At 56.5% G+C, this 11,877-nt stretch carries 11 protein-coding genes; 7 read left to right on the top strand and 4 right to left on the bottom strand.

Annotated features, from left to right (window positions below; all coding sequences use genetic code 11):
* Window positions 1-29: 29 nt before the first annotated feature.
* Window positions 30-611 (top strand): hypothetical protein, encoded by a 582-nt coding sequence (locus TH25_RS15315; RefSeq protein ID WP_114089237.1) that lies wholly within the window; start codon window positions 30-32, stop codon window positions 609-611.
* Window positions 612-656: 45 nt separating this feature from the next.
* On the opposite strand, the gene TH25_RS15310 is transcribed toward TH25_RS15315, so the two are convergent.
* From TH25_RS15310 to TH25_RS15300, 3 genes are all read right to left on the bottom strand, one after another.
* The gene (locus TH25_RS15310; protein ID WP_114089236.1) at window positions 657-1,526 is read right to left on the bottom strand and encodes an NUDIX hydrolase; all 870 of its coding nucleotides are present in this window, start codon (window positions 1,524-1,526) and stop codon (window positions 657-659) included.
* A gap of 183 nt (window positions 1,527-1,709) precedes the next feature.
* Window positions 1,710-2,036 carry a hypothetical protein gene (locus tag TH25_RS15305; protein WP_114089235.1) on the bottom strand — a complete coding sequence of 109 codons (327 nt, stop codon included), beginning with the start codon at window positions 2,034-2,036 and terminating at the stop codon, window positions 1,710-1,712.
* Between the two features lie 755 nt (window positions 2,037-2,791).
* Complete coding sequence (locus TH25_RS15300; RefSeq protein ID WP_114089234.1) at window positions 2,792-3,820, bottom strand: M23 family metallopeptidase; 1,029 nt, start codon at window positions 3,818-3,820, stop codon at window positions 2,792-2,794.
* A gap of 202 nt (window positions 3,821-4,022) precedes the next feature.
* Here TH25_RS15300 and TH25_RS15295 point away from each other — a divergent pair, with 202 nt between their 5' ends.
* Entirely contained in the window at window positions 4,023-4,871 is an 849-nt protein-coding gene (locus TH25_RS15295) for a sterol desaturase family protein (RefSeq protein ID WP_114089233.1), read from the top strand.
* A 19-nt stretch (window positions 4,872-4,890) separates the two neighbouring features.
* Here the strand turns inward: TH25_RS15295 and TH25_RS15290 are convergent, their stop codons facing one another.
* The gene (locus TH25_RS15290) at window positions 4,891-5,682 is read right to left on the bottom strand and encodes a class I SAM-dependent methyltransferase (RefSeq protein WP_114089232.1); all 792 of its coding nucleotides are present in this window, start codon (window positions 5,680-5,682) and stop codon (window positions 4,891-4,893) included.
* 330 nt (window positions 5,683-6,012) lie between these two features.
* Between TH25_RS15290 and TH25_RS15285 the strand changes: the two genes are divergently transcribed.
* The 5 genes from TH25_RS15285 to TH25_RS15265 all read left to right on the top strand — a co-directional run bounded on the left by TH25_RS15285 (window position 6,013) and on the right by TH25_RS15265 (window position 11,752).
* Entirely contained in the window at window positions 6,013-6,459 is a 447-nt protein-coding gene (locus TH25_RS15285) for a MaoC family dehydratase (RefSeq protein ID WP_114089231.1), read from the top strand.
* Window positions 6,460-6,666: 207 nt separating this feature from the next.
* Entirely contained in the window at window positions 6,667-7,644 is a 978-nt protein-coding gene (locus TH25_RS15280; RefSeq protein WP_114089230.1) for a bifunctional riboflavin kinase/FAD synthetase, read from the top strand.
* Between the two features lie 102 nt (window positions 7,645-7,746).
* The gene (gene ileS / locus TH25_RS15275) at window positions 7,747-10,584 is read left to right on the top strand and encodes an isoleucine--tRNA ligase (RefSeq protein ID WP_114089229.1); all 2,838 of its coding nucleotides are present in this window, start codon (window positions 7,747-7,749) and stop codon (window positions 10,582-10,584) included.
* 71 nt (window positions 10,585-10,655) lie between these two features.
* Window positions 10,656-11,129, top strand: a complete 474-nt coding sequence (gene lspA / locus TH25_RS15270) for a signal peptidase II (RefSeq protein WP_114089228.1) — start codon at window positions 10,656-10,658, stop codon at window positions 11,127-11,129.
* A gap of 50 nt (window positions 11,130-11,179) precedes the next feature.
* Complete coding sequence (locus TH25_RS15265) at window positions 11,180-11,752, top strand: DUF3035 domain-containing protein (protein WP_114089227.1); 573 nt, start codon at window positions 11,180-11,182, stop codon at window positions 11,750-11,752.
* Window positions 11,753-11,877: the final 125 nt, after the last annotated feature.

Below are 11,877 nucleotides of genomic sequence, written 5' to 3'. Positions count from 1 at the left end.
CGTCAGGTAGATGTGCGAAGGGAAGTTTAATGGGTATGCTTAAAGAAACGCTTTTGCGCGTTTTTGTTGGCAAAAGCGGGCGCGAGGCTCTCCGCGCCTATCAGGATGCACAGGCCTTGCCGGTGGACCCGCTTGATGCACGCCCGTCTGCAACCGGTTCGCCAAATGCCACCAACCGCGCGGCGGCCAGTGCGGCTTATGGCGGTGGTACCGGCACGGCGGCACGGGTGCAAACGCCGGCCCAGCAGGCCGATCAGGCCCGTCAGGCGCGGCGCATTGCCGACCGGGCCATTGCCCATGAAGCCACCGGCATGAGCACCGAAGAAGCCCGTGCCCTGGCATTGGCCGAAACCCTGACCGAGGCGCAAAATCCGTCTTCGGCTGTGCTGGGCGCATTGAAGGAGGCTGATGACAAACTGGGGCAGGAAAAAGGCCGCCAGGCCAAGGCCGGATCGGCCCCGGGGCGTGAAAAGCTGATTTTGGAGGCCTTAAGCACCATGCGCCAGAAACAGGCTGATCTCGATGCCCTGGACCCGGATGCGCGCATGAAACTGACCCTGATGGCCTTAAGCGCCTTTGGCATGGATGGCAAGGACAAGGCCGGGCATTAAGTTTGGCGACTGAGGCGCAGCCTGCGGGCGGTTGGGTAAAAGGCCTTAGCGAATAATGTCGCGATGCAGGCCGATGGTCAGGTCGGCATAATCGGGTTCGTTATCGGGTGTGATCATGCCGTGGCGGATCAGAAAATCGATAATTACCAGCGCACAATTGAATTTGAAATCAAATCCGTTCCGCACGATCCCGGCAACCTCGGCGATGGGCAGAAGTTCAAAATGGCTGACTTCGCCATCAACCGGCCGGGGGACAAAATCCTGCGGTAGCTCCAGGTCATAATTCACCATCACATCGGGTTTGATGCCCTTTTCGGTCTGGTGAACATAGGACACCGTGCCGACCGCTTTCATATCCGCCGTCAGGTTTTCGGGGATATTGGCTTCCTCGGCGCATTCCTTGATCATGTTTTCGCGAAAGCCATAGCCGGTGGGCTGGCCGCCCGCGACCATATTGTCAAGCTGGCCGGGATAGGTCGGTTTGGTTTTGGAGCGGTGCGCAATCCACATATGAATGCCGTCCTGCTTGCGCACATAGCCGTTCAAATGTACGCCCCAGGAGCGAAACCCGAAATAGGACATCGCCGAACGGTCCATGACACATAACGGGGCATCGGTCAGGTTGGGGCGCACATCGAATTTCTCGCCATGCAGGCTTTTGATCACGCCATCACGGTGCAAATCGCCCACCAGTTCGGCAAAGGCGTTTGATCGCGCAGCATGGCTGGCAATTTCGGGGGCAAGATGAAGGGCACCTGTATCGGGGTGCCGGGTGATCATGCCCGCCGGATGGGCCAGCAGGGCATTGGCAAAGGCCGGGCGAGTGCCACCAATGATACGCCCATCCATGCAAAACGGGGTGTAATCCTCTGGTTTGGCCGTATTGCAGGCATGGATATGGTCGATAAAAGCCATCAGGCGACTCCGCAACAGGGGCAAACCGGAATGTGACAGGCATAAATCCTGCTACATTATCAGCCCATAGTTAGCGCATATGCGCTGCCCTGTGCAATATCACCGTCGCACGATCATTTGTGCAAAATCGGCTGTGGCTGGCGGGTTGTACGGCCAGCCACAAAATACGTCACGCCGGGCCGCTCAGGCACCGATGGCAGAATTGGAATAGCCCTTTTCCGATGTCAGCACGGTTTGCACATTGGCGATCTGGCGCAGGCAGCGCGCGATATGGTCGGCGATGCGGGTTTCGAGCTGCTGAATCTGGATGTCGATTTGCAGTTCTTCATTGCCATTGCGGTCATGCGTAACAATGGAATGCCAACTGGCCGGGATCAGGTTGCGCTTGGCAAACAGTTCCAGCACGCGCGGCATCACATCGGGTTCGGCAACCGCGTGAACAGCAAAGCAATAAACGGAACGAGGGGAGCGGGCAGGGACATCCTGCGCCAAAAGGGCATGATTGGTCATGACGATTCACACATCAAAGATTATTCAGATAAAACGAGAAATGTCCCGGGGTCCTTAGACCACCGGGCGAATAATTCGCGTAATCTGAATGGCAGTGACGTGGTGTTGGGTCATGCTTGTCTGAAAATATGCGGCACCTTCCAGTGCCGCCTGTCACGGAAAAACCGGGGATCCTTCCCCAGGATGATGAACCGTTCGTTTCTTAGAGAACGAGAAGCGACGCGATGAGGGCAACGATGGTTCCGGCAAACAGAATTTCCATCGAGCGGGCGATTTGCTGTTCGCGGGCAATGGCGATAGCAACAGCTTTGCGTTTGTTCATCATCTTTCTCCGTCTAAGTGACAGGCACATGCACGGCTCGGTGCACCATTGAAATATAGGCAGGCATTGGCGCCGGTTACAAGTGCTGTGCAGTCAAAAACGTCAAAAAACCTTCAACCTGATGGAATAGATAAGGTTTTCTGCGGGTTTGCGGGGCACAAATTAACAGTTCCAACCCTGATAAAACGACCCGCTGACAATTTGGTTCCATCCAGAGATGGGATTCGCGGGTTTTTGAGCAACCCTTGGGCATGTTTGGCCTGCCGATTCAGGGGCGATATTTCAACTGACAAGATACAAACGCACCCCGCATTTGTGACGATGGCAAGAGAAAGGTGCGGGACATGTGCCTGACAAGACAGGTTGGTGCAATCGGCAAGGAACGTGCCGGGCGTTTGCCAGGCATTTTCCAAAATTCAGGACAACAGGGAGATCAGGGAATGTGAAGCTCTGTTGTGCCGATTTCAACCGGCGCCTTGCCATCACGCGAAAAAAGCACGCGGCCCTGATAGGTGCCGCTGCGCCACTGGTCGCCGGGGCGATCCGCGTTGACATAAAACCACTTGGCGCGCGGGCCATTATCGTTGGGCAGTTTGATGGTGAAATCACGGCTGCCGTTAAAACCACGCGGGCCAGCAACATTAAGGGTGATCACGTCGCCATCATTCACGCCAATCAGATAGCCCCAAAAATACAGCGACGGGCTGGTGGCAGGCAGGGTGTCCCCCCGGTCATAGCCACGCTTGATGTCCGTCGCGTTGGGGCGGCCCGATGAAAAGCCCAGCGCATAAAGATGCACGGGACGATAGGTCATCTGGGCGGCGGCATCGGGCGTCCAGAGAACGGTCTGGTCGGTGCTGCAATTATCGGTGCCCGGGTCGGCCATGTCGGTGCCGCTAAACGGGTCGATCAAATTATCATTCTGACGCAGGTTGAAATGCAAATGCGGAAAAGTGGCCTGGCCGGACATGCCGATCAGGCCGATGGTTTGCCCCCGGCTGACATGGTCGCCCTTGCGCACGGCAATCGACCCGCGTCGCATATGGCAATACTGGCTTTGCCAGCCATCGTCATGGTCAATCAAAATGCCGTTGCCGCATTCAATGCCGGTTAAGGCATCCTTGTTCAGGCGTCCGGCATCAATATCCTCCACCCCGTCGCGGGTGGCGCTGACAATGCCGTCGGCCACGGCCAGCACGGCAACACCGCTGATCATGGCTTCCTCGTCGGGAATGGCAAAATCGGTGCCGCGATGGCCGTCATAGGTGCTGGTGCCACAGGCAAAATCGCGAATGCCAGGTCCGGCATCATGATCGACATAATGGACGATATTGCATTCGCCATAAGGGCAATCAACCGGCAGGTCAAAGGGCGGGCCGTCGGCGCGTGCCGGTGCCGCATGCAGCGCCCCCGCCAGAATGCCTGCGGCACACATTGCGGAAAACACCATTTTGTGACCCATCAAGGTCTCCTTGCTGATTGCCTTGTTGCGGGGAACCCATATTGTGGGTGTCATGCCCCATAGACAGCCCAAGGGTATCGTATTTTAAAATGCGCCCGATACCCCAAATAAAGCGTCACGCACCTGACAGCGTTAACCGCCATATTTATACGGACGGTCAAGACAGTTCAAATCCATTTTACACAGGAATTTCATTACAGTCATGGATCATACGGTGCTTTTTCGTCTGGCGGTTTTTGCCATCCTGCTGGTTGTCATGGGCCTGTGGGAGGTGCTGGTACCTTACCGGCGGGGCGATGACCAAAAACGTGCCGGGCGCTGGGCAACCAACTTCGCCCTGATGATTTGCGGGGCCGCGCTCAGCCGTTTTACCATCGGGGCGGCCATGGTCTTTGCGGCCTCCTATGCCCAGGGGCAGGGATGGGGCATGCTGCCCTGGCTTGGTTTACCGGCCCCGGTGGCGGTTTTGCTGGCGATTGTCGGGCTGGATTGCGCGGTATACTGGCAGCATCGTTTTACCCACATGTTTCCTGTGCTGTGGCGGTTTCACCGGGTGCATCATGTTGATCCCGGCTTTGACGTTTCAACGGCGGTGCGGTTTCATCCGCTCGAAATTGCTGTGTCGGCGGTGTATAAATCCTGCTTTGTCCTGATCCTTGGGGCCGATGCCTGGGCTGTGGTGATTTATGAAACCCTGCTCAGCAGCTTTGCGCTGTTTAATCATGGCAATGTGCGCCTGCCCAATATGCTCGATCAGGCCCTGCGCGGGCTTTTTGTGACACCCGATATGCACCGCATTCATCATTCGGCGGTCATGGATGAAACCAACAGCAATTACGGCAATATCCTGTCGGTGTGGGACCGCATCTTTGCCAGCTACCGGGAAAAAGCGGGCGAAGATGACCGCGAAATGAGGATTGGTCTTGCCGAATTCCGCGACCGGGAAAGCCAGTCGCTGGTCGGCAGCCTGTTGCTGCCGTTTCGGCGTACCCCGTCGGTTCAGCAGCCCCGGCAAACCCCGCATCCTCGCCATGCTGACAAGGATGCGTGATGGATGAAAGGCAAAGATATCAGGCGGCGTGAATGCCCCGCACGGCTAGGGCAGAGGCCACAAGCGAGCGTTTGCCATCCATGTCGCCGGCAATATAGGCGCGGCGTACGGTGGATTGCAGGTGGTGGGCCTGTTCGCCATCCAGGGATGTGAAAAATTCGCGAATCAGGCTGTGACTGCCCAGAAGCGACTGCCAGTAATCGTTAAAATCCAGAAAATCCATGCGGATTGACAGGGTTGCGGTGCCAATTTCGCTCAGCCCGGCATCGGCCCATAAATCCAGCAGGGCGTCTTCGTCATGATAGGGCACCTTGAAAATGCGGGCACGCAACGCCTCGCCTTCGCCGTCAAACAGGATGGCGGCGGCATCCAGGAAAAGCCGTAAAAAAGCGAGCCCGCCCGCGCGGTCCCAAACCGTGGCGGCAATGATGCCACCGGGTCGCGTAACGCGCTGCATTTCATGCAGGGCCTGTTGCGGGTTGGCCAGGTCATTTAACACCAGTTGCGAAAAGGTGGCGTCAAAACTGGCGGTTTCATAGGGCAGGTGGCCCGCATCGCCGGTGTCAAACCTGACATTGGGCGCGGCATTTAACAGGGCTTCGCCCAGATAATCGGGCATCAAATCGATGCCGGTAATGTCCGCCGATGGGTACCGGGTGGCGGCTGCCAGTGTGAGGCTGCCGGTACCACACCCGACATCAAGCAGCGTGCCGCAGGCCGGGGCATCGACAAAGGCCAGAAAGGCGCGGGCAAGACGGCGGCTCCAGCGGCCCATTGCGATTTCATAAATGTCGGCGGCAGAGGATCTCATGGCTGGATTCCGTAAACTGGCACTTCGGTGATACAGGTCATGTCACCCTCGCGGGAAAATCGCAGGGGTGCCAAAAGCCTGATTGTTGCCCTTAATATTGATTGCCGCGATGAACAAAGCAATGGACATTCATGTAGCAAAGCCAGGACCATAGATGGTCTGCCAGTCAAAATGATGGGCCTATCGTCGTATTGTGCGTTGCATCGAAAACCGGGCAAAATAATGTGACAGTTCGTTTGTTTTTGCAAAATGGCATTGCGAAATGCCCGTTTGATGATGATACTTTGCTTATATTGCGTTGCACAAAGATGGTAATAGAGGAGCGACAGGATGACCAAGCGTGACGGCCTGGAAGGGTATTATCTCGAGGATCTCGAAGTTGGCATGGAAGGCAGCTATGCCAAAACCGTAACCGAAACCGACATTATCCTGTTTGCCGGTGTGTCGGGCGATAGCAACCCGGTGCATCTGAACGACGAGTTTGCCAAAACCACTATGTTTGAGGGTCGCATTGCACATGGCATGCTTTCGGCCGGGTTTATTTCAACCGTTCTTGGTACCCGTTTGCCCGGGCCGGGCACGATTTACCTGTCGCAGAATCTGCAATTTCGCGCTCCGGTGCGCATTGGCGATACCGTGACGGCAAAGGTGACAGTGCGGGAAATTATTGCGGCGAAAAAACGCATTGTGCTTGATACCACCTGCACCGTTGGCGACCGTGTGGTGATTTCGGGTGAAGCCACCGTTATGGTGCCCGCACGCGGCACGGCAAGCTGATTTGTCGAACTTTCGCAGGCCAGCCGATCACGGCTGGCCTGGTTTCCTGCCGGTAAATAAAGTGCCAGCATGGCTGTTTTGTCCTGTTATAAGCAGGAAAAGGCTTTACGGTGCGGCCCTGGCCGATTTATAGCTGCCTGCCGGGCCTTGTTATGAAACACCCGGTATCGGAACCATTGTGCGAGCAAAACAGAGAGAACGGCATTGATGCGCGTTTTTCGATCCTTTGAAAATTTGCCCATCGATGCGCGTGGCGCTGTTGTTGCAATTGGCAATTTTGACGGCCTGCATCTGGGGCACCAGACCATTCTGGCCCAGGCGCGCCGCATTGCCGAGCGTCTTGGCGTTCCCCTGGCGATCCTGAGTTTCGAGCCCCATCCCCGCACCATTTTTCGCGCTGGCGAGCCGCCCTTTCGCCTGACTTCGGCACAGGACCGCCTGGCCGCGGCAGCGGAACTTGGTATTGATATTTTCTACGAGGTTGCCTTCACCCCCGAATTTGCCACCCTGAGCGCGGAGGAATTCGTGCGCAAGGTGCTGGTTGATGGGCTGGGCGCGCGGCATATTGTGGTGGGCTGGGATTTCTGTTTTGGCAAGGGCCGGGCCGGAAATGTCGATACCCTGAAAACGATGGGCGACGTTGCCGGGTTTGGTGTGACGGCGGTGGAACCCGTCACCCATGATAATGGCATCATTTATTCCTCGACCGCGATCCGCCAGGCCCTGCGCGAAGGAAGACCGGAGGATGCCCGTACCCTTTTGGGCCGGCCGTGGGAAATTGGCGGGATCGTCATTCATGGGGATGCACGGGGCCGGACCATTGGTTTTCCTACGGCAAATGTGGCGCTGGGCCTGCATTTGCGGCCCAAATTTGGCGTTTATGCCATCCGTCTGGGGCTGGTCAAACAGGATGACCCGCATTCTGTCGAATGCTGGATTGACGGAGTCGCCAATATTGGCATCCGCCCCAGCTTTGGCGGTGATGAAGAAGCCGGGCTGGAAGCCCACCTGTTTGACTTTGACCGTGATATATATGATCGCGCCGTTCGGGTCCGCCTGATCGGCTTTATACGTGGCGAACAGAAGTTCGACGGGCTTGAGGCCCTGAAGGCCCAGATTGGCCGTGATGTGCAAACGGCCCGTGAAATTCTGGCGGCGAACCCGCCGGTCAATCCCGGGATTTGAAATTGGTTGCGAACCCGCTATGATCCGCGCGCCCCGAAAGGGTTTCGCCCGGGCCCGGGTTTGCCTGTGAATTAAAAAGTGCAAGACGACAGGACTGTCACGATGAGCGTCGAATACAAAAAGACCGTTATCCTGCCCCAGACCGATTTCCCGATGCGGGCGGGGTTGCCGAAAATGGAACCGACATTGCTGGAGCAATGGCAGAAGGACGATCTTTACGGCACCATTCGGGGCATTTCCAAGGGGCGCGAACAGTTCGTGCTGCATGATGGCCCGCCTTATGCCAATGGTCATTTGCATATTGGCCATGCCCTGAACAAGATTTTGAAAGACGTGATCACCCGTTCCCAGCAGATGACGGGCAAGGATGCGGTCTATGTGCCGGGCTGGGACTGTCACGGCCTGCCGATCGAATGGAAGATCGAAGAACAGTATCGCGCCAAGGGCAAAAACAAGGACGAGGTTCCGGTTGCCGAATTTCGCAAGGAATGCCGGGAATTTGCCCAGAAATGGCTTGATATCCAGCGCGAGGAATTCAAACGCCTGGGCGTGATGGGGGACTGGGATAATCCCTATGTGACGATGGATTACCGGGCCGAGGCCGCGATTGCCCGCGAATTGGGCAAGTTCCTGATGAACGGGTCTTTGTATCGCGGGTCCAAGCCGGTGATGTGGTCGGTTGTTGAAAAGACCGCCCTGGCTGAAGCCGAGATCGAATATCACGACCATACCAGCAAAACCATTCATGTGCGCTTCCCGGTGGTTAAATCATCGGTCGAGGCCCTGAAGGATGCCAGTATCGTTATCTGGACCACCACGCCCTGGACCATTCCGGGCAACCGCGCGATTTCCTATGGTGACGACATTGATTATGTCGTGATCGAAGTCACCGAAACCGCCGAGGAATGCTGGGCCAAGGTTGGCGAGAAGCTGGCGGTTTGTGCCGATCTGGTTGAAGACATGTGTAAAAATGGCCGTATCCTGGGCCATAAGGTTGTTGGCACCTTCAAGGGTCGCGACCTTGAGGGCACGATGAGTGCCCATCCGTTCCGCGGGCAGGGCTATGATTATGATGTGCCGCTGCTGCCCGCGGACTATGTCACGACAGATACCGGTACCGGCTTTGTTCATACCGCCCCCACGCATGGCCCGGATGACTATGTCACCGGCCTGAAATACGGGCTGGAAGTGCCGGAAATGATTGATGCCGAAGGCAAATATTACGATCATGTGCCGCTATTTGCCGGTCGCTGTATCTATGATGCCAATGGCAAGGAAGGCGATGCCAACGAAACCGTGATTGCCAAGCTGGTTGAGGATGGCGCATTGCTCTCGCGTGGTCGCCTTAAACACAGCTATCCGCATTCCTGGCGTTCCAAGGCACCGATCATTTATCGCACCACGCCGCAATGGTTTATTTCCATGTCGGAAACCGGCCTGCGTGAAACCGCTCTTGAGGCGATTGACAATACCCGTTTCGTGCCGGAAGCCGGGCGCGCGCGCCTGCATTCCATGATTGCCAACCGCCCGGACTGGTGCGTATCGCGCCAGCGCGCCTGGGGTGTTCCGATTACGGTTTTCGTCAACAAGAAAACCCGCGAACCCCTGCGCGACCAGGCCGTTCTCGACCGCGTTTATGCCGCCTTCTGCGAAGAAGGGGCCGATGCCTGGTTTACCTGGGATGCGCAGCGTTTCCTGGGCAATGATTACAATTCCGATGATTACGAACAGGTCATGGATGTGCTCGATGTATGGTTCGATTCCGGATCATCGCACAGCTATGTTCTCGAGGAACGCCCGGACCTGAAATGGCCTGCCGACCTGTATCTGGAAGGGTCGGACCAGCATCGGGGCTGGTTCCATTCGTCGCTTCTGGAATCATGCGGGACGCGCGGCCGTGCGCCCTATGATGCGGTTTTGACACACGGCTTCGTTCTGGATGGCAAGGGCTATAAAATGTCCAAGTCGCTCAATAACGTGGTTGCGCCGCAGGATGTGATCAAGAAATTTGGTGCCGATATTCTGCGCCTGTGGGTTGTCAGCTCGGATTACCATGATGACCTGCGTATTTCCGATGAAATCATCCAGCGTCATTCCGACATTTATCGTCGTTTGCGCAATACGCTGCGCTTCCTGCTGGGCAACCTTGCCGGCTTTAGCGACGAAGAAAAAGTCGCCGATAGCGACTTGCCGGAACTCGAACGCTGGGTCTTGCACCGCCTTAGCATGCTTGATGACACCGTTAAGGAAACCACGGCGGCGTTTGACTTCCACCAGTTGTTCATCGAACTGCACAATTTCTGTGCCCAGGATCTGTCGGCCTTCTTCCTTGATATTCGCAAGGATGCGCTTTATTGCGATGCGCCCTCAAGCCTGCGCCGCCGGGCGGCCCGCACGGTGATGGACCGCGTGTTTGATTGCCTGGTGCGCTGGCTGGCCCCGGTTCTGTGCTTTACCGCCGATGAAGCCTGGCGGGCACGCTACGGCACTGAAAGCTCGGTCCATGCGCAAACCTATAACAGCGTTTCCGATGGCTGGAAAAACGACGAACTGGCAGTGAAGTGGGAAAAAATCCGCAAACTTCGCCGTGTCGTTACCGGCGCGCTGGAAGTGGAACGGGCGGAAAAACGCATCGGCGGCAGCCTTGATGCCGCGCCAAAGGTCTATGCCGATGAAACCTATATCACCGCGCTTGAGGGCCTTAATTTGGCGGAGATTGCCATTACATCGGATATCGAACTGATTGCAGGCGAAGGGCCCGATACGGCCTATCGTCTGGAGGATGTTGCCGGTGTGGCGGTGGTGCCAGCCCTGGCCGAAGGCGAAAAATGCGAACGTTGCTGGCAGATCCTGCCCGAAGTCGGATCGCACCCGAACCACAAGACCGTTTGTAACCGTTGCGCCGACGCCGTTGATGAAATGGGCGTTGACGCACAATAAGCGGTCAGCACGAAAATCGGGCCGGGCAGCAATGTCCGGCCCTGTCATATGGGCAGACGGAAAGAAAATTGATGAAACATCGTGCCTTTGCCTTGGGCCTGCCGGTGCTGGCGGTCGTGTTTATTCTCGACCAATGGACAAAACAGATCGCGATTGACGCACTGTCCGACCCGGCGCGCTATATCAAGGTCACGCCGTTTATGAATTTCGTGCTGGCATGGAATCCCGGTGTCTCCTTTGGCCTGTTTCAGGGCCAGGCACCGTGGGTGATGATTATTGGCACGGCGGCCATCACGATTGGTTTTTTGGTCTGGATGTGGCGCACCCGGGATCGCGTGCTGGGAATCGCCCTGGCAATGGTGGTTGGTGGTGCGGTTGGCAACCTGGTGGACCGGCTGCGCCATGGTGCTGTGACGGATTTTATCGATTTGCATGTTGCAGGCTATCACTGGCCGGTATTTAATGTCGCCGATACGGGAATTACGATTGGGGCAGCGTTGCTGTTGATCGATTCCCTGTTTGGCGGTAAAAAAACTTCGCGATAATTTTGGTCGGGCCAAATGGGGCCCCGATGACAGACTTGCAAGAGGCGTGTATGACCCGGAAATCTCATCTGATCAGGATTGCGGCACTAACCGGGTTGGCGCTTGCCGTGACCGGTTGTGAATCAACCAAGGAAACCTTTGGGCTGAATAAACAGTCACCCGACGAGTTTCAGGTTGTTTCGCGCGCCCCCCTGAGCATGCCGCCCGAATTTAACCTGCGTGCCCCGGACCCGGGCGCACCCCGCCCGCAGACCGGCACCATGACCGACCAGGCCCGCAGCCTTCTGACTGGCGAATCACCAACGCCGGTGGCGCATGATTTGACAGACAAAGATCGCAGCAGCGGCGAAGTGGCTTTGCTTGAAAAAAGCGGTGCGCAATATGCCGATCCCAATATTCGCTCCGAAGTGGACCGCGAAACTTCGATCCTGATCAAGGAAAACGAAAGCGTGATTGACCGCCTGGTTTTCTGGCAGGAAAAACCGGCCTTTGGCAGCGAGGTTGACCCGGCAAAAGAAGCCAAGCGCATTCGCGATCAGCAGGCATTGGGCAATCCGGTAACGGAAGGCGAAACGCCGACCATTGAACGCCGCAAAAAAGGCATTCTGGAAGATATTTTCTAGGAATATCAATCCGGCGTAGCCCTTATGGGCTGCTCGCCAAATTGTGATGCAAAAAGCAGGGGCGCGGATCTTCCGCGCCCTTGTTCTGTCATAATCGCTTCTTAAGCAGGATAGCCTGCCAAATT

The sequence above is a fragment of the Thalassospira profundimaris genome, assembly GCF_003326755.1.
Lineage (GTDB): Bacteria > Pseudomonadota > Alphaproteobacteria > Rhodospirillales > Thalassospiraceae > Thalassospira > Thalassospira profundimaris_B.
Note: the sequence above shows the minus strand (reverse complement) of the source record. Positions and strands in the feature narration are given on the sequence as shown.